Origin of the sequence: Enterobacter sp. TCD1-1 (genome assembly GCF_020567405.1) — a bacterium.
GTDB classification, from domain to species: domain Bacteria; phylum Pseudomonadota; class Gammaproteobacteria; order Enterobacterales; family Enterobacteriaceae; genus Enterobacter; species Enterobacter quasiroggenkampii.
Map to the genome: position 1 here is coordinate 629337 of NZ_JAJCXF010000001.1, position 23235 is coordinate 652571.

The 23235-nt window shown below is 56.2% G+C and carries 16 protein-coding genes; 10 read left to right on the forward strand and 6 right to left on the reverse strand.

Annotated elements, in window-relative coordinates; translation table 11 throughout:
- Positions 1 to 41: 41 nt before the first annotated feature.
- The 4 genes from aat to trxB all read right to left on the reverse strand — a co-directional run bounded on the left by aat (position 42) and on the right by trxB (position 5362).
- On the reverse strand, positions 42 to 746 hold the full coding sequence (aat, locus tag LJA86_RS03035; protein WP_045908398.1) for a leucyl/phenylalanyl-tRNA--protein transferase: 705 nt from the start codon (positions 744 to 746) through the stop codon (positions 42 to 44).
- Positions 747 to 791: 45 nt separating this feature from the next.
- Positions 792 to 2513, reverse strand: a complete 1722-nt coding sequence (gene cydC, locus LJA86_RS03040) for a heme ABC transporter ATP-binding protein/permease CydC (protein WP_229225629.1) — start codon at positions 2511 to 2513, stop codon at positions 792 to 794.
- On the reverse strand, positions 2513 to 4279 hold the full coding sequence (cydD, locus tag LJA86_RS03045) for a heme ABC transporter permease/ATP-binding protein CydD (RefSeq protein WP_045908396.1): 1767 nt from the start codon (positions 4277 to 4279) through the stop codon (positions 2513 to 2515). The genes cydC and cydD overlap by 1 nt, the downstream gene beginning before the upstream one ends.
- 114 nt (positions 4280 to 4393) lie before the next feature.
- Complete coding sequence (gene trxB, locus LJA86_RS03050) at positions 4394 to 5362, reverse strand: thioredoxin-disulfide reductase (RefSeq protein ID WP_032638969.1); 969 nt, start codon at positions 5360 to 5362, stop codon at positions 4394 to 4396.
- A gap of 544 nt (positions 5363 to 5906) precedes the next feature.
- Here trxB and lrp point away from each other — a divergent pair.
- The 10 genes from lrp to LJA86_RS03100 all read left to right on the forward strand — a co-directional run bounded on the left by lrp (position 5907) and on the right by LJA86_RS03100 (position 19931).
- Positions 5907 to 6401 carry a leucine-responsive transcriptional regulator Lrp gene (lrp, locus tag LJA86_RS03055; protein ID WP_000228469.1) on the forward strand — a complete coding sequence of 165 codons (495 nt, stop codon included), beginning with the start codon at positions 5907 to 5909 and terminating at the stop codon, positions 6399 to 6401.
- A 135-nt stretch (positions 6402 to 6536) separates the two neighbouring features.
- The gene (locus tag LJA86_RS03060; protein WP_229225630.1) at positions 6537 to 10223 is read left to right on the forward strand and encodes a DNA translocase FtsK 4TM domain-containing protein; all 3687 of its coding nucleotides are present in this window, start codon (positions 6537 to 6539) and stop codon (positions 10221 to 10223) included.
- A 128-nt stretch (positions 10224 to 10351) separates the two neighbouring features.
- Positions 10352 to 10966, forward strand: a complete 615-nt coding sequence (gene lolA / locus LJA86_RS03065) for an outer membrane lipoprotein chaperone LolA (RefSeq protein ID WP_024907806.1) — start codon at positions 10352 to 10354, stop codon at positions 10964 to 10966.
- 9 nt (positions 10967 to 10975) lie between these two features.
- Positions 10976 to 12319 carry a replication-associated recombination protein RarA gene (rarA, locus tag LJA86_RS03070; RefSeq protein WP_008499984.1) on the forward strand — a complete coding sequence of 448 codons (1344 nt, stop codon included), beginning with the start codon at positions 10976 to 10978 and terminating at the stop codon, positions 12317 to 12319.
- A gap of 92 nt (positions 12320 to 12411) precedes the next feature.
- Positions 12412 to 13704, forward strand: coding sequence for a serine--tRNA ligase (gene serS, locus LJA86_RS03075; RefSeq protein WP_008499983.1), 1293 nt, complete (start codon positions 12412 to 12414; stop codon positions 13702 to 13704).
- Between the two features lie 210 nt (positions 13705 to 13914).
- The gene (dmsA, locus tag LJA86_RS03080; RefSeq protein ID WP_229225631.1) at positions 13915 to 16359 is read left to right on the forward strand and encodes a dimethylsulfoxide reductase subunit A; all 2445 of its coding nucleotides are present in this window, start codon (positions 13915 to 13917) and stop codon (positions 16357 to 16359) included.
- A 10-nt stretch (positions 16360 to 16369) separates the two neighbouring features.
- The gene (locus LJA86_RS03085; protein WP_021240882.1) at positions 16370 to 16987 is read left to right on the forward strand and encodes a DMSO/selenate family reductase complex B subunit; all 618 of its coding nucleotides are present in this window, start codon (positions 16370 to 16372) and stop codon (positions 16985 to 16987) included.
- A 1-nt stretch (position 16988) separates the two neighbouring features.
- Positions 16989 to 17852, forward strand: a complete 864-nt coding sequence (locus tag LJA86_RS03090) for a dimethyl sulfoxide reductase anchor subunit family protein (protein ID WP_048027192.1) — start codon at positions 16989 to 16991, stop codon at positions 17850 to 17852.
- Between the two features lie 276 nt (positions 17853 to 18128).
- Positions 18129 to 19277, forward strand: coding sequence for an MFS transporter (locus tag LJA86_RS03095; protein WP_008499979.1), 1149 nt, complete (start codon positions 18129 to 18131; stop codon positions 19275 to 19277).
- Between the two features lie 123 nt (positions 19278 to 19400).
- Positions 19401 to 19931 (forward strand): anti-virulence regulator CigR family protein, encoded by a 531-nt coding sequence (locus tag LJA86_RS03100; protein ID WP_024907800.1) that lies wholly within the window; start codon positions 19401 to 19403, stop codon positions 19929 to 19931.
- A 36-nt stretch (positions 19932 to 19967) separates the two neighbouring features.
- On the opposite strand, the gene pflA is transcribed toward LJA86_RS03100, so the two are convergent.
- Entirely contained in the window at positions 19968 to 20708 is a 741-nt protein-coding gene (pflA, locus tag LJA86_RS03105; protein WP_008499976.1) for a pyruvate formate lyase 1-activating protein, read from the reverse strand.
- 203 nt (positions 20709 to 20911) lie between these two features.
- Positions 20912 to 23194, reverse strand: coding sequence for a formate C-acetyltransferase (pflB, locus tag LJA86_RS03110; protein ID WP_023310992.1), 2283 nt, complete (start codon positions 23192 to 23194; stop codon positions 20912 to 20914).
- Positions 23195 to 23235: the final 41 nt, after the last annotated feature.

Genomic DNA, 23235 nt, shown 5'->3' on the forward strand with positions numbered 1-23235 from the left:
GCATAATTATAACACCCTCACAAAAAATATGCGGAAAACATTTAGGCATTGGGCATAAAGAGCGTTCTCGGTATCCAGAAGTCGCGGGGGAGCTTCTCCTGACGACTGGCATCCAGATGCTCGATGTACTGGCGTCTCGGGATCTCAACGGCGCCGAGAGAAGCCGTGTGCTCGTTGAGCACCTGACAATCGATCAGGCGTCCACCGCGCTGGGCAAACGCCTGGCTGAAGACCAGCAGCGCCGTTTTCGAGGCATTCACCGCGCGGGAGAACATCGATTCGCCGCAAAACAGCGTCCCCTGCGCCACGCCATACATGCCGCCGACGAGTGCTCCACCGTCCCATACCTCGATGGAGTGAGCGTAGCCAAGCTCATGAAGCTGGTGGTAGGCGGTAATGATATCGCGGGTAATCCATGTTCCCTCAAAGCGGTCTTCGGCACAGCCTTCAATGACCTGTCCAAAGGCGTGGTTCAGGGTGACGCGGTAGGGGGATTTCGCATGGAAACGCTTCATGCTGCGGCTCAGGTGAAACTGCTCTGGCCACAGCACGGCACGCGGATCGGGAGACCACCATAAAATGGGGTCGCCGGGAGAAAACCAGGGGAAGATTCCGCGCTGGTACGCCATCAATAACCGCGCAGGGCTGAGGTCACCGCCAAGGGCCAGCAGCCCATTGGGCTCACGCAGCGCCCCTTCCGGAGAAGGGAAAGCGATATTATGACGAGAAAGCTGGACCAGGCGCATGACAGCAAAACTCCAGTACGCGAGTGAGGACGCTACAAATATAGTCTACAGACGCTGTTTAAACTGGTAGTAGCGACCCTGTTTCGCCAACAGCTCTGCGTGACTACCTTGCTCAATAATGTGTCCGTTGTCCATCACAATTATCTGATCAAAACTCGCCAGTCCGCGCAGGCGGTGCGTGACCATCAGGACGGTTTTACCGGTCATGACATTGGCCAGCAAATCAAGGATTTGGCTCTCGGTCGTGGCATCCAGCCCTTCGGTGGGCTCGTCAAGCAGCATCAGCGGCGCATCGTGCAGCAGCGCGCGCGCAATGGCCAGACGGCGCAGTTCACCGCCGGAGAGTTGACGGCCACCTTCGCCCAGCCAGCTGTTCAATCCCTCGTCCTCAAGCAGCTTATGCAGACCGACCTGTTCCAGCATGGCGCGAAGCGCATCATCCGTGGCCTCTGGGGCTGCCAGCAGCAGGTTATCGCGCAGGGTGGCGCTGAAGAGATGCACGCGCTGCGGAACGACGCTGACCGTTTTGCGCAAGGCCTGCTCGCTAAAATCAGTCAGCGACGTGTTATTAAAACGAATCTGGCCGCGCTGCGGATCCCAGGCGCGGGTCAGCAGCTGCAGCAGTGTCGACTTACCGCAGCCGGTACGGCCGAGGATCGCAATCCGCTGACCAGCATTCACAGAAAGGGTAATACCGTCCAGCGCGTTCTGCGCCTGTTTGTCGTAGGCGAAAGTGACATCTTCCAGCGTCAGTGCAACCTGCTCTGGTACCACGGTCTGCCCGGCACTGAACGTGACTTCAGGTTTCTGCTCGGTAATCTGGGTGATGCGCAGGGCAGAAGCGATGACCTGTCCCAGATGCTGGAATGCGCCCGTCACCGGGGCCAGCGCTTCAAACGCGGCCAGCGCACAGAAGACGAAAAGGGCAATAAGCGGACCCGGCTGTGTATTTCCCCCGATATCGCCGGATGCCAGCCACAGCATGGCTATCACCGCCACGCCGCCGATCAGCATCATCAGCGCCTGAGAGAAGGCCGTCAGTTCCGACTGGCGGCGCTGGGCTTCATGCCAGTTCAGCTCCGTACTTTCCATGCGGGCGCGGTAGCGCTTGCTGGCACCAAAAATGGTCAGCTCCGCCTGCCCCTGAAGCCAGGCGGTCAGCTGCTGACGATAGTCCCCGCGCAGGCGCGTCAGGTTTTCCCCGGTGGATTTCCCGGCGCGGTAAAACAGCGGCGGCAGAATGATAAGCGTCAGCAGCATGATCCCACCCAGCGTCAGCGCAACGGGGACATCCAGAACAGACAGCCCCAGCGTGACCACCACAATCACCACAAACGCGCCCACGATCGGGGATATCACCCGCAGGTAAAGGTGATCCAGCGTGTCGACATCCGCCACCACGCGGTTAAGCAATTCTCCCTGACGAAAACGCGCCAACCCGGCAGGGGAGAGGGGCAGCAGTTTGCTAAAGGTATAGATACGCAGGTGCTGCAGCACGCGGAAAGTGGCGTCGTGGCTGACCAGCCGTTCGAAATAGCGTCCGGCAGTACGGGTGATGGCGGTACCGCGAACCCCGGCAGCCGGAAGCATGTAGTTGAAGCTGTATAATCCGGCGAACCCCGCGACGGCCGAGGCCGACAGGAACCAGCCGGAAAGCGTGAGCAGGCCTATGCTGGCGAGCAGCGTGACAATAGCCAGCACAATCCCCAGCGTCAGCATCCATTTGTGGCGCTTATAGAGCGCCAGGTAAGGCAGCAGAGCGCGCATCAGATATCCTCCTGACGGTTCGCCAGCAGGGTAGCAAATGGCCCCTGGGCGGCAACGAGAGAGGCGTAATCGCCTTGCTCAACAATACGGCCGTTTTCCATGACCCAGATCTGATCCCAGTCGGCAATCCCTTCCAGCTGGTGGGTAACCATCAGGGTGGTTTGCTGCAGGGAGGCGGCGTTGAGCGCTTCCATGACGCGCTGCTCGCTGTGTGCGTCAAGGCTGGCTGCAGGCTCGTCCAGCAGCATCAGCTGGCATGGGTTGAGCAGCGCGCGGGCAACGGCCACACGCTGCGCCTGCCCGACCGACAGCCCGGCGGACTGGTCGCCGACAACGGTATCCACCCCTTGCGGCAGCAGCGGCAGAAACTCGCTGACCCAGGCGCGGTCGAGAACCGACTGCAGTTCATCTTCACGCGCGTCCGGGCGCGCCAGAAGCACATTTTCGCGCAGCGTAGCGGCGGGAAGCTGTGGGTTTTGGCCTACCCAGCTGAGCTGTTTACGCCAGGCGTCTGGGTCGAGGTTGCGCAGTTCGGTTTTGTTGATCCGCAGTGAACCGGTGTAGGCCATAAAACCGGACAACGCGTTCAGCAGAGAACTTTTCCCGGAACCGCTGATGCCGACAAGGACCACGCGTTGTCCGGCAGGTAAGGTAAAGTTCAGCGGACCGGCGAGCACTTTGCCTTCGGGCGACAGAATGGAAAAGTCCTGCGCTTCAATGGTCACCGGATCTTTCGCATTCAGCGTCACGTCACCGCGCTCCGGGTGGGCTAGCGGCGTTTCCAGGAACGTTTTAAGACTATCGGCGGCGCCAACCGCCTGAGCTTTGGCGTGATAGAAAGTTCCCAGATCGCGAAGCGGCTGGAAAAACTCCGGCGCCAGGATCAGCGCCAGGAAACCGGCGGAAAGGGTCACCGCCGTGCCGTAGTGGCCGAAATCCAGCGCACCGAGGTAGGAGAAGCCGAAGTAGACCGCCACAAGGGCAATCGACAGCGAGGTGAAGAATTCCAGAACGCCTGAAGACAGGAAGGCGAGGCGTAGTACTTCCATGGTGCGCTGACGGAAGTCCTGTGACGCCAGGCGAATATTTTCGGTTTCCGCTTCACCGCGGCCAAAAATGCGCAATGTCTCCATACCACGCAGACGATCGAGGAAATGACCGCTTAAGCGACCCAGTGCGAGGAAGTTACGGCGGTTGGCATCCGCAGCCCCCATGCCGACCAGCGCCATAAACAGCGGGATCAGCGGGGCGGTGCCCATCAGAATCAGCGCCGCCATCCAGTTCACCGGGAAGATGGCGATCACGATCAGCAGCGGAACGAAGACGGCAAGGGCCATCTGCGGCAGATAGCGCGCGTAGTAGTCATGCATATCGTCAATCTGCTCAAGGATCAGCGTCGCCCAGCTACCGGCCGGTTTACCCTGGATCCACGCGGGCCCGGCTTCCTGAAGCCTGTCGAGCACCTGACGGCGGATCTCGTAGCGGATGTGCTGTCCGGCGTGAAAACCGACACGCTCACGTAGCCACACCACCCAGGCGCGCAGGATAAAAATCAGGATCAGGACAATAAAGGGCAGCAGGAGCGCTTCGCGTGGAATGTTCTCCATGATCATGTGATTAAGAATGCGGGCCAGCAGCCATGCCTGGGCAACAATCAACAGACCGCTGACGAAACCCAAAAGACGGGAAATCATAAGCCAGCGGCGGGAAAGAACGCTTTGCTGTTTCAGCCAGCGTGTTAACTCTTGTTGACGGGTTTTTTCCATTGCGTACTTTGCAGGTGACGTTATTAGAAGTTGGGCAGCGCAATGTTACAACGGGGAGACAATAAAGGCGACTTATCGCCGCCTTTATTTACGTTTGTTACTGACTTGTAAAGATTATTTACCTTGTTCAGCCAGTCCATCGAGGTAGCGTTCAGCGTCCAGCGCGGCCATACAGCCGGTGCCCGCAGAGGTGATCGCCTGACGATAAATATGGTCCATCACGTCGCCAGCCGCGAATACGCCCGGGATGCTGGTTTGAGTCGCATTACCGTGAATGCCGGACTGCACTTTGATATAGCCGTTTTCCAGCTCAAGCTGACCGTCGAAGATTGCGGTGTTCGGGCTGTGACCGATGGCCACAAACAGACCCGCCACTTCCAGCGTTTCGACATTATCGGTGTTCTGGGTATCACGAATACGCAGACCGGCAACGCCCATCTGGTCGCCCGTCACCTCTTCCAGCGTACGGTTGGTGTGCAGCACGATGTTGCCGCTTGCTACTTTGTCCATCAGACGTTTGATCAGGATCTTCTCCGCGCGGAAGGTCTCGCGGCGGTGGATCAGGTGCACTTCAGAGGCAATGTTCGCCAGGTACAGCGCTTCTTCCACGGCAGTGTTGCCGCCGCCGATGACCGCGACCTTCTGATTGCGATAGAAGAAACCGTCGCAGGTGGCGCAGGCAGAAACCCCGCGGCCTTTAAACGCTTCTTCGGACGGCAGACCGAGATAGCGGGCAGAGGCACCGGTTGCAATGATCAGCGCGTCACAGGTGTATTCACCGCTGTCACCCGTCAGGCGGAACGGACGGTTCTGCAGGTCGACCTTATTGATGTGATCGAACAGAATTTCGGTTTCGAATTTAGCGGCATGCTCGTGCATACGCTCCATCAGCAGCGGCCCGGTCAGGTCGTTCGGGTCGCCTGGCCAGTTTTCCACTTCGGTGGTGGTGGTCAGCTGACCGCCTTTTTCCATGCCGGTGATTAATACCGGGTGCAGGTTAGCGCGTGCAGCATAGACCGCCGCGGTATATCCCGCAGGTCCAGAACCAAGGATTAGCAGCTTACTGTGTTTGGCCGTGCCCATGAGATCCCCATTGTTGTTGGCAGACATTTGGCTGGATTGTAGGGAATTTGTTGCCGTAAAAAAAGAGCGCAGCAATTTTGATATCAATCTGTGTAATAGCCATGGACGATGAATCGCGCGCGATAACATCACGCTTTCTCCAGAAAAGCGGTCGTTTGTAAGGCAATAAAATGAGGATTAATACCCTGCCGCAATGAATATCCGGCATGTTGTACTAAAAAACGATGTTTTGCTTTGACAATCCCCTGCGCTTTTGCGAAAACATTCAAGGAAGAAAAAAAACCGCGTTAACCGTATGCCGCATAGGCATGCACGTAAATGCCATTTTTACCGGGTCAGTGAAATCTACGCATGGCGTGGACAGACGCCATACGTGATGTCGGTGACTGCCTTCGGGCAACGGTCTTCTTACCAACAGAACCCGAATCCGCATCGCGTCTATTACATAATCAGGCGATGTGATGACTAACGGGTACAGGCTCTGAACAGTGATGTGCACAGGGTCCAGGCAGGAGTAGGGAAGGAATACAGAGAGACAATAATAATGGTAGATAGCAAGAAGCGCCCTGGCAAAGATCTCGACCGTATCGATCGTAACATTCTTAATGAATTGCAAAAGGATGGGCGTATTTCCAACGTCGAGCTTTCAAAACGTGTGGGACTTTCCCCGACGCCGTGCCTTGAGCGTGTGCGCCGACTGGAAAGACAGGGTTTTATTCAGGGCTATACGGCTCTGCTGAACCCGCATTATCTGGATGCCTCACTTCTGGTATTTGTTGAGATTACTCTGAATCGTGGTGCGCCGGATGTGTTTGAGCAATTTAACGCCGCTGTACAAAAACTTGAAGAAATTCAAGAGTGTCATCTGGTGTCCGGTGATTTCGACTACCTGTTGAAAACCCGTGTGCCTGATATGTCCGCCTACCGTAAGCTGCTGGGGGAAACCCTGTTGCGTCTGCCGGGCGTGAACGACACCCGTACGTACGTGGTGATGGAAGAGGTCAAACAGAGCAATCGTCTGGTTATTAAGACGCGCTAACACGGAACAGGTGCAAAATCAGCGTAGTTTGATTACACTCCTGTTAATCCATACAGCAACAGTGCCGGGGAGTCCCGGCGCTGTTGTCCGTTTTAGCAAACAGGCAGGATATGCCTGATACCTGGAGAGCCTTTCTTGAGCCAGGAATACACTGAAGACAAAGAAGTCACACTATCGAAGCTAAGCAGCGGACGTCGTCTCCTCGAGGCTTTGCTGATTGTTATTGCCCTTTTTGCCGTCTGGCTGATGGCAGCCTTACTCAGTTTCAACCCCTCGGATCCCAGCTGGTCACAAACTGCATGGCATGAGCCTATCCATAATTTGGGCGGTGTCCCCGGTGCCTGGCTTGCGGACACGCTGTTCTTCATTTTCGGTGTGATGGCCTACACCCTTCCCGTCATTATCATTGGCGGATGCTGGTTTGCGTGGCGTCATCGTCAGAACGATGATTACATCGACTATTTCGCCGTCTCGCTGCGCCTGATTGGCGCGCTGGCGCTGATCCTCACCTCCTGCGGGCTGGCGGCGATTAACGCCGATGATATCTGGTACTTCGCCTCTGGCGGGGTGATCGGCAGCTTATTAAGTTCTGCGCTCCAGCCGATGCTGCACAGCAGCGGCGGCACGCTGGCACTGCTGTGCATCTGGGCCGCCGGGCTGACGCTGTTTACCGGCTGGTCCTGGGTGAGCATTGCCGAGAAAATTGGCAGCTTTATCCTCACCATTCTGACTTTTGCCAGCAATCGTACCCGCCGTGACGATACGTGGGTGGATGAAGACGAATACGAAGATGAAGAGGAAGACGATGCGCCTGTGCAGCATCGCGAGTCTCGTCGTGCCCGAATTCTGCGCGGCGCTCTGGCGCGTCGCCAGCGTGTTGCTGAGAAATTTGCCAACCCACTGGGCCGTAAAACCGATGCGGCGCTCTTCTCCGGTAAACGCATGGATGAAGACGAGCAGGTGGCGTATCGCGCTGCGGGTGTCGCCGTCGATCCTGACGATGTGCTCTTCTCCGGCAGCCGGGCCACGCCCGGGGACTTTGACGAATACGACCCGCTGTTAAACGGCCACTCGGTCACCGAACCGGTAGCAGCCGCGGCTGCCGCGACGACTGCAGCCCAGGCGTATGCCGCGCCTGTCGACGCCGTGATGCCATCCGCGCCGGTCCCGCCACCGGAATCCGTTATTCAGCAGCCTCAGGTTGAGTGGCAGACTGCGCCGGGTGTTCACACGCCAGAGCCCGTTATTGCGCCTGAACCTGAAAGCTACATTCCCGTGCAGCAGGAACAGTGGCAGCAGCCTTATCAGCCGCCGCAGCCTGAGTATGAGCCGCAGCAATATCAGCAGCCAGTGGCTCAACCGTATCAGGAGTATGTGCCTGAACCGGTCGAGCCTGTACAGTCTTACGTCGCACCGCAGCCTGAGCCTGAGCCTGAAATCGTGGAAGAGGTGAAGCCTGCCCGTCCACCGCTGTACTATTTTGAAGAAGTCGAAGAGCGCCGCGCGCGTGAACGCGAACAACTGGCCGCCTGGTATCAGCCTGTGCCTGAACCAGTGCAGGAGCAGGTTACGAAAGCGCCTTCTGTTTCTGTTCCACCTGTCGACCCGACGCCTGCTGTTGCACCCGTAGCTGAAAGCGTGAAGCAGGCTACCGCGGCGGCGGCCGTGGCTGCACCCGTCTTTAGCCTGGCAACCGGGGGGGCACCTCGTCCTCAGGTGAAAGAGGGGATTGGTCCGCAGCTGCCTCGTCCTAACCGCGTCCGCGTGCCAACCCGCCGTGAGCTTGCTTCTTATGGCATCAAGCTGCCTTCCCAGCGTATGGCTGAAGAAAAAGCGCGCGAGTCTGAGTACGACGATGATGCTGATGAAATGCAGCAGGACGAGCTGGCCCGCCAGTTCGCTGCGCAGCAGAATCAGCGCTACGGTGAAGAGTATCAGCACGATGAACCGGCGCTGGAAGACGACGATGACGCCGCAGAAGCGGAACTGGCGCGTCAGTTTGCCGCCACCCAGCAGCAGCGCTATTCCGGTGAACAACCGGCTGGTGCAAATCCGTTCTCGCTGTCGGACTTTGAATTCTCGCCGATGAAAGATCTGGTGGATGATGGCCCAAGCGAGCCTTTATTTACCCCGAGCGTGATGCCGGAAGCTGAGCCTGTGCGCCAGCCACCGGCACCACAGGCCTACGCGCAGCCGCAACAGCCCGTTCAGCAGCCGTATACACAACCGCAGCAGCCACCACAGCCGCCGCAGTTCCAGCAGCCTGCGCCTCAGCCTCAGGAGAGCCTGATTCACCCGCTGCTGATGCGTAACGGTGACAGCCGTCCGCTGCAGCGTCCAAGCACGCCGCTGCCGTCTCTGGATCTGTTAACGCCGCCGCCGTCAGAAGTTGAGCCGGTTGATACCTTCGCGCTGGAGCAGATGGCGCGTCTGGTGGAGGCCCGTCTGGCTGACTTCCGTATCAAGGCGGACGTGGTGAACTACTCTCCGGGTCCTGTGATCACCCGTTTTGAACTGAACCTGGCGCCGGGCGTAAAAGCCGCGCGTATTTCTAACCTGTCCCGCGACCTGGCGCGTTCGCTGTCGACCGTGGCGGTGCGCGTGGTGGAAGTGATACCGGGTAAACCTTACGTTGGTCTTGAGCTGCCGAACAAAAAACGTCAGACAGTCTACCTGCGTGAAGTGCTGGATAACACCAAGTTCCGTGATAACCCATCTCCACTGACCGTGGTGCTGGGTAAAGATATCGCTGGCGATCCGGTGGTGGCAGACCTCGCAAAAATGCCTCACCTGCTGGTCGCGGGTACCACCGGTTCCGGTAAGTCCGTCGGTGTGAACGCCATGATCCTCAGCATGCTCTATAAAGCGCAGCCGGAAGATGTGCGTTTCATCATGATTGACCCGAAAATGCTCGAACTGTCGGTCTATGAAGGTATTCCTCATCTGCTGACCGAAGTGGTCACCGACATGAAAGACGCCGCCAACGCTCTGCGCTGGAGCGTGAATGAGATGGAGCGTCGCTACAAGCTGATGTCTGCGTTGGGCGTACGTAACCTGGCCGGTTATAACGAGAAAATCGCCGAAGCGGCACGCATGGGACGTCCGATTCCGGATCCGTACTGGAAGCCGGGTGACAGCATGGATGCCCAACATCCGGTGCTGGAAAAACTGCCTTATATCGTGGTGCTGGTCGATGAATTCGCTGACCTGATGATGACCGTCGGTAAGAAAGTGGAAGAGCTGATTGCCCGCCTGGCGCAGAAAGCGCGTGCGGCCGGTATTCACCTTGTGCTGGCGACCCAGCGTCCTTCCGTGGACGTTATCACCGGTCTGATTAAAGCGAACATTCCGACGCGTATCGCCTTTACCGTATCGAGCAAAATTGACTCGCGTACTATTCTTGACCAGGGCGGTGCAGAATCGCTGCTGGGTATGGGTGACATGCTCTATTCCGGTCCGAACTCCACTTCTCCGGTGCGTGTTCACGGCGCGTTCGTGCGCGACCAGGAAGTGCACGCGGTTGTGCAGGACTGGAAAGCGCGCGGTCGTCCGCAATACGTCGATGGCATCACCAGCGACACGGAAAGCGAAGGCGGTGGCGGTGGCTTTGACGGCGGTGAAGAGCTGGATCCGTTATTCGATCAGGCGGTTAACTTCGTTACCGAAAAACGTAAAGCGTCTATTTCCGGCGTACAGCGTCAGTTCCGCATCGGCTATAACCGCGCTGCGCGCATCATCGAGCAGATGGAAGCGCAGGGCATTGTGAGCGAGCAGGGGCATAACGGTAACCGCGAGGTGCTGGCACCGCCACCGTTTGATTAACCTTCCGCAATTGCAAAGAAGGGTAAATCAGCCAAAATTAAGCATTTTCTTCTGTCGCCTGCCTTCGGGCAGGTCCAGAATAGAAGACGGAAACCCCCTATCGGGAAGACGTATTTTAAGGAATAACAATGAAAAAAATCGCCATCGCCTGTGCATTACTCACCAGTTTTGTCGCCAGCAGCGTCTGGGCTGATGCAGCCAGCGACCTTAAAAGCCGACTGGATAAAGTAAGCAGCTTCCACGCCAGCTTCACCCAAAAAGTGACGGACGGCAGCGGCAACGCGGTGCAGGAAGGTCAGGGAGATTTGTGGGTAAAACGCCCCAATCTGTTCAACTGGCACATGACCCAGCCGGATGAGAGCATCCTGGTCTCTGACGGTAAAACCTTATGGTTCTTCAACCCGTTCGTTGAGCAGGCCACGGCGACCTGGCTGAAGGATGCGACCAGCAATACGCCGTTTATGCTGATTGCCCGTAACCAGGCCAGCGACTGGCAGCAGTACAACATTAAACAGACGGGTGACGAATTTGTCCTGACGCCGAAAGGCAGCAACGGCAACCTGAAGCAGTTCACCATCAATGTCAGCACTAACGGTACCATTAATCAGTTCGGCGCGGTTGAGCAGGACGATCAGCGCAGCAGCTATCAGCTCAAGTCTCAGCAGAACGGCGCCGTTGATGCATCGAAATTCACCTTTACCCCGCCGAAGGGCGTAACGGTGGACGACCAACGCAATAAGTAAGAGGCGTGAGTGGGCAATCTGTCGCTCGATTTTTCAGATAACGCGTTTCAACCTCTGGCCGCACGTATGCGGCCAGAAAATTTAGCGCAGTACATCGGCCAGCAGCACCTGCTGGCTGCCGGTAAGCCCTTGCCGCGCGCCATTGAGGCGGGGCATTTGCACTCCATGATCCTCTGGGGGCCACCCGGCACCGGTAAAACGACCCTCGCTGAAGTGATTGCCCGCTATGCCAACGCAGACGTCGAACGTATCTCGGCGGTGACGTCCGGCGTGAAAGAGATCCGCGAAGCGATCGAGCGTGCGCGGCAGAACCGCAATGCCGGGCGGCGCACTATTCTCTTTGTAGACGAAGTCCACCGCTTCAACAAGAGCCAGCAGGATGCCTTCCTGCCGCATATTGAAGACGGCACGATCTTCTTCATCGGCGCGACCACCGAAAACCCGTCGTTTGAGCTGAACTCGGCGCTGCTTTCCCGCGCGCGCGTTTACCTGCTCAAATCGCTGACGACCGAGGATATCGAAAAGGTTCTTACTCAGGCGATGGACGACAAATCGCGCGGCTACGGGGGACAGGATATCGTTCTGCCTGACGAGACGCGTCGTGCGATTGCGGAACTGGTTAACGGCGATGCGCGTCGGGCGCTGAACACGCTGGAGATGATGGCCGATATGGCCGAAGTCGACGATGCCGGCAAGCGGGTGCTGAAGCCGGAACTGCTCACCGAAATTGCCGGGGAACGCAGCGCGCGTTTCGATAATAAAGGTGACCGTTTTTACGATTTGATTTCGGCGCTGCATAAGTCCGTGCGCGGCAGCGCGCCGGATGCGGCGCTGTACTGGTATGCGCGTATTATTACTGCGGGTGGCGATCCGCTATACGTCGCGCGCCGCTGTCTGGCGATTGCCTCAGAAGATGTCGGCAATGCCGATCCTCGCGCCATGCAGGTCGCGCTGTCGGCCTGGGACTGTTTCACCCGGGTTGGACCTGCGGAGGGCGAGCGTGCCATTGCGCAGGCGATTGTCTATCTGGCCTGTGCGCCGAAAAGCAATGCCGTCTATACCGCGTTTAAGGCCGCGATGTCTGACGCACGCGAACGCCCGGACTACGATGTACCGGTTCATCTGCGTAATGCGCCGACCAAACTGATGAAAGAGATGGGGTATGGGCAGGAGTACCGCTACGCTCATGATGAACCCAATGCCTACGCCGCCGGGGAGGAATATTTCCCGCAGGAGATGGCACAAACGCGCTATTATCACCCCACAAACAGAGGTCTTGAAGGCAAGATTGGTGAAAAGCTCACCTGGCTCGCCGGACAGGATCAAAATAGCCCTATAAAACGCTACCGTTAGTTCAGTCGTTGCGGTAATGTTGGCAATTGTATCCTTGTGACCGCAGGCTGTGGTCACATTTCCTATTTTAATTCGATAAGCACAGGATAAGCATGCTCGATCCCAATCTGCTGCGTAATGAGCCAGACGCAGTCGCTGAAAAACTGGCACGCCGGGGCTTTAAGCTGGATGTAGATAAGCTGCGCGCTCTTGAAGAGCGTCGTAAAGTTCTGCAGGTACAAACTGAAAATCTGCAGGCAGAGCGTAACTCTCGATCGAAATCCATCGGCCAGGCGAAAGCGCGCGGGGAAGATATTGAGCCATTACGCCTGGAAGTGAACAAGCTGGGTGAAGAACTGGATCAGGCGAAAGCGGAGCTGGATGTTCTTCAGGCCGAAATTCGTGATATTGCCCTGGCTATCCCGAATATTCCTGACGACAGCGTGCCTGTCGGCAAAGATGAAAACGACAACGTTGAAGTGAAACGCTGGGGTACGCCTCGTGAGTTTGACTTCGAGGTGCGCGATCACGTGACGCTGGGCGAAATGCACGCGGGCCTGGATTTTGCGGCTGCTGTTAAGCTGACCGGTTCTCGCTTCGTGGTGATGAAAGGCCAGATTGCCCATCTGCACCGCGCGCTGGCGCAGTTCATGCTGGATCTGCACACCGAGCAGCATGGCTACAGCGAAACCTACGTGCCGTATCTGGTCAACCACGATACGCTGTACGGTACGGGCCAGCTGCCGAAATTTGCCGGCGATCTGTTCCATACCCGTCCGCTGGACGAAGAAGCAGACAGCAGCAACTACGCGCTGATCCCAACCGCGGAAGTGCCGCTGACTAACCTCGTGCGTGATGAGATCATCGACGAAGACGATCTGCCAATCAAACTGACGGCGCACTCTCCGTGCTTCCGTTCTGAAGCCGGTTCTTACGGTCGCGACACGCGTGGTCTGATCCGTATGCACCAGTTCGACAAGGTTGAGATGGTGCAGATCGTCCGTCCTGAAGAGTCCATGGACGCGCTGGAAGAGATGACCGGCCACGCGGAGAAAGTGCTGGAGCTGCTGGGTCTGCCGTACCGTCGTATGGCGCTGTGCACCGGTGATATGGGCTTTGGCGCCTGCAAAACCTTCGATCTGGAAGTGTGGGTGCCTGCGCAGAACACCTACCGTGAAATCTCCTCCTGCTCTAACGTCTGGGATTTCCAGGCGCGCCGCATGCAGGCACGCTGCCGCAGCAAATCTGACAAGAAAACCCGTCTGGTGCATACCCTGAACGGTTCTGGTCTGGCTGTGGGCCGTACCCTGGTTGCCGTGCTGGAAAACTACCAGCAGGCAGACGGTCGTATCGAGATCCCTGAAGTGCTGCGTCCATACATGAAAGGCCAGCAGTACATCGGTTAATATTTGCCTTAAAACAAAAAAGCGCCTCAGGGCGCTTTTTTTATGCCTTTGATTTGATACGACGCAATAACCCCTCCCTCTAAAGTAGTAATACTCCTCCGAATGAAAGTCAGCATAAAACGCTGATAACGAAAAAATTCGTTATATATAAAACTACATAGCGGTTTGCGCCGCCTCTCTTTTCTTTGTGAGCAACCAAAGTGAGTCTCTATGAAAATCAACGCGCCTGAAGCATTAATGGCTGCCGAGGTCACTCGCCGTGGGTTGATGAAAACCACGGCCATAGGCGGCCTGGCCGTAGCCAGCAGTGCCTTCTCGCTCCCCTTTACCCGACTGGCGTCGGCGGCAGAGGCTCTGTCTCCGGCCACTTCGCCGGAAAAAGTGGTGTGGAGTGCCTGTACCGTCAACTGCGGTAGCCGTTGTCCGCTGCGTATGCATGTGGTGGACGGTGAAATTAAATATGTCGAAACCGACAATACCGGTGACGATAACTACGAAGGGTTACATCAGGTCCGTGCCTGCCTGCGTGGTCGTTCCATGCGTCGTCGCGTCTATAATCCGGACCGCCTGAAATACCCGATGAAGCGCGTCGGTAAGCGTGGGGAAGGGAAATTCGAGCGGATTTGCTGGGACGAAGCCTACGATATCATCGCCACCAACATGCAGCGTTTGATTAAAGAGTACGGTAACGAATCCATCTACCTGAACTACGGTACCGGGACGCTTGGCGGCACGCTGACCCGCTCCTGGCCACCGGGAAAAACGCTGGTGGCGCGCCTGATGAACTGCTGCGGCGGTTATCTCAATCACTATGGCGACTACTCCTCTGCGCAGATCGCGGCAGGACTGAACTACACCTACGGCGGCTGGGCTGACGGCAACAGCCCGTCCGATATCGAAAACAGTAAGCTGGTCGTGCTGTTCGGTAACAACCCGGGTGAAACCCGCATGAGCGGTGGCGGGGTGACCTACTACCTCGAACAGGCCCGCGCCAAATCCAATGCCCGCATGATCATCATCGATCCGCGCTATACCGACACCGGTGCCGGACGTGAAGACGAGTGGATCCCAATCCGTCCGGGTACCGATGCCGCGCTGGTCTCCGCGCTCGCGTGGGTGATGATCACCGAAAACCTTGTTGATCAGCCTTTCCTGGATAAATACTGCGTCGGCTATGACGAGAAAACGCTGCCCGCCAGCGCGCCGGCAAACGGTCACTACAAGGCGTATATTCTCGGACAGGGCAGCGACGGCGTGGCGAAAACGCCGGAGTGGGCCTCCACCATCACCGGCATCCCGGCAGAGCGTATCGTTCAGCTGGCGCGCGAGATTGGCTCAGCCAAACCGGCCTATATCAGCCAGGGCTGGGGTCCGCAGCGTCATGCGAACGGCGAAATCGCGACCCGTGCCATCTCCATGCTCTCCATTCTGACCGGCAACGTCGGCATTCACGGCGGTAACACCGGCGCGCGTGAAGGTTCATATGAAGTGCCGTTCGAACGTATGCCGACGCTGGATAACCCGGTTCAGACCAGCATCTCCATGTTTATGTGGACCGATGCGATTGAACGCGGCCCGGAAATGACCGCTCTGCGCGACGGCGTGCGCGGCAAGGACAAGCTGGACGTGCCGATCAAGATGATCTGGAACTATGCCGGTAACTGTCTCATCAACCAGCACTCTGAAATCAACCGCACCCATGAAATCCTGCAGGACGACAAGAAGTGCGAGATGATTGTGGTGATCGACTGCCACATGACCTCCTCGGCAAAATATGCCGATATCCTGCTGCCGGACTGCACCGCCTCTGAGCAGATGGATTTCGCGCTGGACGCCTCCTGCGGCAACATGTCCTACGTGATCTTTACCGACCAGGCGATTAAACCGCGCTTTGAGTGCAAAACCATTTATGAGATGACCTCTGAGCTGGCGAAACGTCTTGGCGTTGAGCAGCAGTTTACCGAGGGACGTACTCAGGAAGGGTGGATGCGCCATCTGCATGAACTCTCCCGCAAGGCGATCCCGGACCTCCCTGACTTCGATACCTTCCGCAAGCAGGGGATGTACAAACAGCGCGATCCGGAAGGGCACCATGTGGCGTACAAAGCGTTCCGTGAAGATCCGCAGGCGAACCCGCTGACCACGCCGTCGGGCAAAATCGAAATCTACTCCGAAGCGCTGGCAAACATTGCGTCAACCTGGGAACTGCCGGAAGGGGACGTTATCGATCCGCTGCCGATCTACACGCCGGGCTTTGAAAACTATAACGATCCGCTGACGGCGAAATTCCCGCTGCAGCTGACCGGCTTCCACTATAAAGCGCGTGTTCACTCTACCTACGGTAACGTCGACGTGCTGAAGGCCGCCTGCCGCCAGGAGATGTGGATTAACCCGATGGACGCGAAAGCGCGCGGCATCAGCAACGGCGATCGCGTGCGTATCTTCAACGGTCGCGGCGAGGTGCATATTGAAGCCAAAGTCACCCCACGCATGATGCCCGGCGTGGTGGCGTTAGGGGAAGGGGCCTGGTACAGCCCGGATGCCAACCGCATCGACCAGGCAGGCAGTATTAACGTACTGACCACACAGCGTCCGTCGCCGCTGGCGAAGGGTAACCCATCCCACACAAACCTTGTCCAGGTTGAAAAGGTTTAAGGAGTAGCCGATGACAACCCAGTATGGATTTTTTATTGATTCCAGCCGTTGCACCGGGTGCAAAACCTGCGAGCTGGCCTGTAAAGATTACAAAGACCTGACGCCGGACGTGAGCTTCCGCCGCATCTACGAATACGCCGGGGGCGACTGGCAGGAAGATAACGGCGTCTGGCATCAGAACGTCTTTGCGTATTACCTGTCGATTGCCTGTAACCACTGTGAAGATCCTGCCTGCACGAAGGTTTGTCCGAGCGGGGCGATGCACAAGCGAGAAGACGGTTTTGTGGTGGTGGATGAAGATGTCTGCATTGGCTGTCGCTACTGCCATATGGCCTGTCCGTACGGCGCACCGCAGTATAATGCCGCTAAAGGCCACATGACCAAATGCGATGGCTGCCACACCCGCGTAGCGGATGGCAAAAAGCCGATTTGCGTCGAGTCCTGTCCGCTGCGCGCGCTGGACTTCGGCCCGATTGAAGAGCTGCGTCAGAAACACGGTCAGCTCGCCGCCGTGGCACCGCTGCCGTCTGCGCACTTCACGAAGCCAAGTATTGTGATTAAACCTAACGCCAACAGCCGTCCTACAGGTGACACCACCGGCTACCTGGCAAACCCGAAGGAGGTGTGAGATGGGAAGTGGATGGCATGAATGGCCGCTGATGATCTTCACGGTCTTTGGTCAGTGCGTGGCGGGCGGCTTTATTGTGCTCGCGCTGGCGTTGTTGAAAGGTCAGCTCAATGCTGAACAGCAGCAGCGTTTAGTGTTGAGCATGTTTGGCCTGTGGGTGCTAATGGGGATTGGCTTTATCGCCTCAACGCTGCACCTGGGCTCGCCGATGCGCGCGTTTAACTCTCTGAACCGCGTGGGGGCCTCATCACTGAGTAACGAGATTGCCAGTGGCGCAATTTTCTTTGCCGTCGGTGGGCTAGGCTGGCTGCTGGCCGCTATGAAGAAGTTGCCTGCGGGTCTGCGCAGCCTGTGGCTGATCCTGACCATGGTGCTGGGCGTGGTGTTCGTGTGGATGATGGTGCGTGTCTATAACACCATTGATACCGTCCCCACCTGGTACAGCGTCTGGACGCCAATGAGCTTCTTCCTGACGATGTTTATCGGCGGGCCGCTGTTGGGCTACCTGCTGCTGCGCGTGGCGGGTGTCGACGGATGGGCTATGCGTTTGCTGCCCGCTGTTTCGCTTCTGGCGCTGGTAGTGAGTGCGATGGTCGCTCTGATGCAGGGTTCTGAACTGGCAACCATTCACAGCTCTATCCAGCAGGCCTCTGCCCTGGTGCCGGACTACGGTGCGCTGATGGCCTGGCGTATCGTCCTGCTGGTTGCTGCGCTGGTATTCTGGATTGCTCCTCAGCTCAAAGGCTATCAGCCTGCGCTGCCGTTGTTGTCACTGGCTTTTGTGCTGGTACTGGCGGGTGAACTGATTGGTCGCGGCGTGTTCTACGGGTTGCATATGACTGTAGGTATGGCTATCGCCAGTTAACGTTGTATTTGGTTATATCAAGCCGGGCCTGAGTGCCCGGCTTTTTCTTTTTTCGATCATGAAATTTTTCGACTGTCGTTTTGTTTTAATTCTGCCCATTAATAAATGAAAACAGAGACATAATTAATATCTATAGCAGGCGTGGCATTAGCAGGATAAGTTTTTTAAATCGACAGGGAACATATTGTGCGAGGCGGCTAAATCAGTGGATTGACTTTGTTTTTGCCAGTGGCATGATGCGCACGAAATCTGAACTTCCTCACGGCTTTTTAATCCATGACCACCTATACCCGGCCAGTGCTGCTGTTGCTCTGTGGCCTGCTTCTGTTGACCCTGGCGATCGCAGTGTTAAATACGCTCGTCCCGCTGTGGCTCGCCCATGAAAACTTACCGACCTGGCAGGTGGGTATGGTCAGCTCGTCCTTTTTTACCGGGAACCTGCTGGGTACGCTGGTGACCGGGAGCCTGATCAAGCGCTTTGGCTTTAACCGTAGCTATTATCTGGCTTCGCTGATTTTCGCTGCCGGGTGTGCGGGGTTGGGCCTGATGGTCGGCTTCTGGAGCTGGATGGCATGGCGCTTTATCGCCGGTGTCGGCTGCGCGATGATTTGGGTGGTCGTTGAAAGTGCGCTGATGTGCAGCGGCACCTCCCGCAACCGCGGTCGCCTGCTGGCTGCCTACATGATGGTTTACTATGTCGGCACCGTGTTGGGACAACTGATGGTGAGCAAGCTGCCAACTGACCTGATGAGCGTTCTGCCGTGGGTAACGGGCATGGTGCTGGCCGCGATCCTGCCGCTGCTCTTTACGCGCATTGTGAACCAGAACAGCGAACACCAGGAAGCAACCCACGTCTGGCCAATGCTGAGACTGCGTCAGGCGCGTCTTGGCGTTAACGGCTGCATTATCTCGGGGATTGTCCTCGGCTCGCTCTATGGCCTGATGCCACTCTATCTGAACCATCAGGGCGTCAGCGACTCCGGGATTGGCTTCTGGATGGCGGTGATGGTGAGTGCGGGTATTGTGGGGCAGTGGCCAATTGGCCGCCTGGCGGACCGCTTTGGACGTCTGCTGGTGCTGCGCGTTCAAGTCTTCGTGGTGATCATGGGCTGTCTTGCTATGCTCAGCAACGCCGCGATGGCGCCTGCGCTGTTCATTCTCGGGGCCGCTGGCTTTACGCTCTATCCCGTCGCGATGGCCTGGGCCTGTGAGAAAGTTGAGCATCACCAGCTGGTGGCAATGAACCAGGCGCTGTTACTGAGCTATACCATTGGCAGCCTGTTAGGGCCGACGTTTACCGCGATGCTGATGCAGAATTACTCCGACAATTTACTGTTTATCATGATCGCCAGCGTGTCGTTTATTTATCTGTTAATGCTGCTGCGTAAAGCGGGCGAACATCCAACGCCGGTGGCACATGCCTGATGAATTAAAAGCCTGTCGATGACAGGCTTTTTTGTCCCCATCACAACTCAGAGTTTTACTTATTGTTTGTTTATTGCGCCGGACGATAATTCAGGTGAGTCCTACCACAATAAGGCAGCAATCATGTCTATACGTCGTTTTTCCACTACCGCACTGGCCGTAGTGTTGTCTTTAACGTTTGCAACGGCTCCGGTCATGGCTAATCCTGGCAACGGGAATGGCAATGGTCACGGAAACGGAGGCGGACAGGGTAACAGCGGCAATCATGGTAACGGGAATTCTGGTAACGCCGGTAACCATGGTAATAAACAAAATAACGGTCAGGATAACCCTGGTAAATCGGATAAGGGCGTTAAAAACAGCAAAGATGTCGGTAATGACGTTGATGCTCGCGTGAGCTTCGATCATGCCCGCCATCTGGCCGTGAATTACGGCTTAACGGGCTATAAGTCTCTGCCTCCGGGGATCGCAAAAAACCTGGCGCGCGGTAAACCACTGCCTCCGGGTATTGCGAAGAAGGCCGTGCCGGCCTCGATGCTGGACCAGCTTCCTTCCTATCCCGGCTATGAATGGCGCGTAGTGGGTGACGACCTGGTCTTAATTGCGCTGAGTACTGCCATTGTGACGTCCGTTATTAACGGCGTCTTTAAATAGAATATAAAAAGGCCCGGTTTTCACCGGGCCTTTTCTTTAATACATCACTTTGTGACCGTACTGTTCAAGAATACCTTTGACGCGTTCCATCGTCTCTTTTTTCGGCGGCTTCACGCCATCGAGCTTGTACTCTTCACCCATGGCCACCCATTTATGTTTACCCAGCTCGTGATAGGGCAGAAGCTCGATTTTCTCGACGTTGCCCATGTCGCGGGTGAATTCCCCCAGGCGGTGCGCGGAGTCGTCGTCATCTGACCAGCCTGGTACCACCACGTAGCGGATCCAGGTTTTGATGCCTTTATCGGCAATGTATTTGGCAAACTCCAGCGTGCGGTGGTTGGAGACGCCCACCAGGTTCTGGTGGATCTCATCATTCATCTGTTTGAGATCGAGCATCACCAGATCGGTCACCTCGAGTAGTTCATCAATCACCGGATCGTAGCGACGTACAAAGCCATTGGTATCCAGGCAGGTATGAATGCCTTCTTTGTGGCAGGCGCGGAACCAGTCGCGGACAAATTCAGCCTGAAGAATGGCTTCACCGCCGGATGCGGTCACACCGCCACCGGAGGCGTTCATAAAGTGGCGATAGGTCACCACCTCTTTCATCAGATCGTCGACGGTGACTTCTTTACCGCCGTGCGTGTCCCAGGTGTCGCGGTTATGGCAGTACAGGCAGCGCATCAGGCAGCCCTGGAAAAAGGTGATAAAGCGGATACCCGGGCCATCGACGGTGCCACAGGATTCAAAGGAGTGAATACGACCAATAGTTGACATTGCGGTGATATCTCCATCATCGGCCCGTCCCGGGCCTGTGTATGCACAGCTCAAAGCCGGCTGTGTTAAGTCTGTTTTGGCTGTTATCCATTCAGTATAGATAGCGGACAAAAGAGACTGAGGTGGAGAGGGTGCTAAAAAGGCCCCACTGACGTGGAGCCTTTATTGTACGCTTGTTAACGCGTGATTTCAGTCAATTCCACTTACATGGACTGAGTGAAAGTACGGGTGATAACGTCCTGCTGCTGTTCTTTAGTCAGGGAGTTAAAACGTACTGCGTAGCCAGATACGCGGATGGTCAGCTGAGGATATTTCTCAGGGTGTTCCATCGCGTCGAGCAGCATTTCACGGTTCATGACGTTCACGTTCAGGTGCTGACCACCTTCGATGGACGCTTCGTGGTGGAAGTAACCATCCATCAGACCCGCGAGGTTAGTTTTACGCACTTCGTCGTCTTTACCCAGCGCGTTTGGCACGATAGAGAAGGTGTAAGAGATACCATCTTTCGCGTAAGCAAACGGCAGTTTAGCAACGGAAGTCAGAGAGGCAACCGCACCTTTCTGGTCACGACCGTGCATTGGGTTCGCACCTGGGCCGAATGGCGCGCCAGCACGACGACCGTCTGGGGTGTTACCGGTTTTCTTACCATACACAACGTTAGAGGTGATGGTCAGAACAGACTGAGTCGGGATAGCGTTACGGTAGGTAGTCAGTTTCTGAATTTTCTTCATGAAACGTTCTACCAGGTCAACCGCCATGTCATCAACGCGAGAGTCGTTGTTACCAAACTGCGGATATTCGCCTTCGATTTCGAAGTCGATAGCCAGACCGTCTTCGTCACGAATTGGTTTAACTTTCGCATATTTGATTGCAGACAGGGAGTCAGCAGCAACGGACAGACCTGCGATACCACACGCCATGGTGCGGATAACGTCACGGTCGTGCAGCGCCATCAGAGAAGCTTCGTAGCTGTACTTGTCGTGCATGTAGTGGATAACGTTCAGCGCAGTGACGTACTGTTTCGCCAGCCAGTCCATGAAGTGATCCATGCGGTCCATCACTTCGTCGAAGTTCAGAACGTCGCCTTTGATCGGTTCAGACTTAGGACCAACCTGCATTTTCAGTTTTTCATCAACGCCGCCGTTGATTGCGTACAGCATGGTTTTCGCCAGGTTTGCACGCGCACCGAAGAACTGCATTTGTTTACCAACAACCATTGGGCTTACGCAGCAAGCAATAGCGTAATCGTCGTTGTTGAAGTCCGGACGCATCAGGTCATCGTTCTCGTACTGCAGAGAAGAGGTGTCGATGGACACTTTAGCGGCGAATTTCTTGAAGTTCAGAGGCAGTTTTTCAGACCACAGAACGGTGATGTTCGGCTCCGGAGAAGGACCCATGGTGTACAGGGTGTTCAGGAAGCGGAAGCTGTTTTTGGTCACCAGAGTACGGCCGTCAACGCCCATACCGCCGATGGATTCAGTTGCCCAGATTGGGTCACCGGAGAACAGCTCATCGTATTCAGGCGTACGCAGGAAGCGAACCATACGCAGTTTCATGACCAGGTGGTCAATCATTTCCTGAGCGTCTTGCTCGGTGATTTTGCCTGCTTTCAGGTCACGTTCGATGTAAGCATCCAGGAAGGTGGATACGCGACCGAAGGACATCGCTGCACCGTTCTGAGACTTAACTGCGGCCAGGTAGCCGAAGTAGGTCCACTGGATAGCTTCCTGAGCGTTGGTAGCAGGACCAGAGATATCGCAGCCGTATTTAGCCGCCATCTCTTTGATCTGACCCAGCGCGCGGTGCTGTTCAGCGATCTCTTCACGCAGACGGATAGTCGCTTCCAGGTTTACGCCGTTTTCCAGATCGGACTGCAGGGAAACAAACTGCGCGTACTTGTCTTTCATCAGGAAGTCGATACCGTACAGCGCAACGCGACGGTAGTCACCGATGATACGGCCACGGCCATACGCATCTGGCAGACCAGTCAGAACGCCAGATTTACGGCAGTTCAGAATGTCTTTGGTGTAAACATCGAATACGCCCTGGTTGTGGGTTTTGCGGTATTCGGTGAAGATTTTTTTCAGCATTGGGTCCAGCTCGCGGTTATACGCTTTGCAGGAACCTTCAACCATTTTAATACCACCGAACGGGATGATTGCGCGTTTCAGTGGTGCTTCAGTCTGCAGACCAACGATTTTCTCAAGGGCTTTGTTGATATAGCCAGCATCGTGAGAAGTGATGGTGGAAGCAACGGAGGTGTCAAAATCAACTGGCGCGTGAGTGCGGTTTTCCAGTTTAACGCCTTCCATTACGCTGTCCCACAGCTTGGTGGTCGCGTCAGTTGCGCCAGCCAGGAAGGATTCGTCACCTTCATACGGGGTATAGTTTTTCTGAATGAAGTCACGTACGTTTACTTCATTCTGCCAGTCACCTTTCGCAAAACCTTCCCAGGCTGTGGCTAACTTTTCATTAAGCTCGGACATGTAACACCTACCTTCTTAAGTGGATTTTTTATTTACTGCCT

What these genes read in the sequence shown, in the direction of transcription:
- aat (WP_045908398.1), bottom strand. Translation starts at nt 746, where the DNA reads ATGCGCCTGGTCCAGCTTTCTCGTCATAATATCGCTTTCCCTTCTCCG.
- cydC (WP_229225629.1), bottom strand. Translation starts at nt 2,513, where the DNA reads ATGCGCGCTCTGCTGCCTTACCTGGCGCTCTATAAGCGCCACAAATGG.
- cydD (WP_045908396.1), bottom strand. Translation starts at nt 4,279, where the DNA reads ATGGAAAAAACCCGTCAACAAGAGTTAACACGCTGGCTGAAACAGCAA.
- trxB (WP_032638969.1), bottom strand. Translation starts at nt 5,362, where the DNA reads ATGGGCACGGCCAAACACAGTAAGCTGCTAATCCTTGGTTCTGGACCT.
- lrp (WP_000228469.1), top strand. Translation starts at nt 5,907, where the DNA reads ATGGTAGATAGCAAGAAGCGCCCTGGCAAAGATCTCGACCGTATCGAT.
- lolA (WP_024907806.1), top strand. Translation starts at nt 10,352, where the DNA reads ATGAAAAAAATCGCCATCGCCTGTGCATTACTCACCAGTTTTGTCGCC.
- serS (WP_008499983.1), top strand. Translation starts at nt 12,412, where the DNA reads ATGCTCGATCCCAATCTGCTGCGTAATGAGCCAGACGCAGTCGCTGAA.
- dmsA (WP_229225631.1), top strand. Translation starts at nt 13,915, where the DNA reads ATGAAAATCAACGCGCCTGAAGCATTAATGGCTGCCGAGGTCACTCGC.
- LJA86_RS03085 (WP_021240882.1), top strand. Translation starts at nt 16,370, where the DNA reads ATGACAACCCAGTATGGATTTTTTATTGATTCCAGCCGTTGCACCGGG.
- LJA86_RS03090 (WP_048027192.1), top strand. Translation starts at nt 16,989, where the DNA reads ATGGGAAGTGGATGGCATGAATGGCCGCTGATGATCTTCACGGTCTTT.
- LJA86_RS03095 (WP_008499979.1), top strand. Translation starts at nt 18,129, where the DNA reads ATGACCACCTATACCCGGCCAGTGCTGCTGTTGCTCTGTGGCCTGCTT.
- LJA86_RS03100 (WP_024907800.1), top strand. Translation starts at nt 19,401, where the DNA reads ATGTCTATACGTCGTTTTTCCACTACCGCACTGGCCGTAGTGTTGTCT.
- pflA (WP_008499976.1), bottom strand. Translation starts at nt 20,708, where the DNA reads ATGTCAACTATTGGTCGTATTCACTCCTTTGAATCCTGTGGCACCGTC.
- pflB (WP_023310992.1), bottom strand. Translation starts at nt 23,194, where the DNA reads ATGTCCGAGCTTAATGAAAAGTTAGCCACAGCCTGGGAAGGTTTTGCG.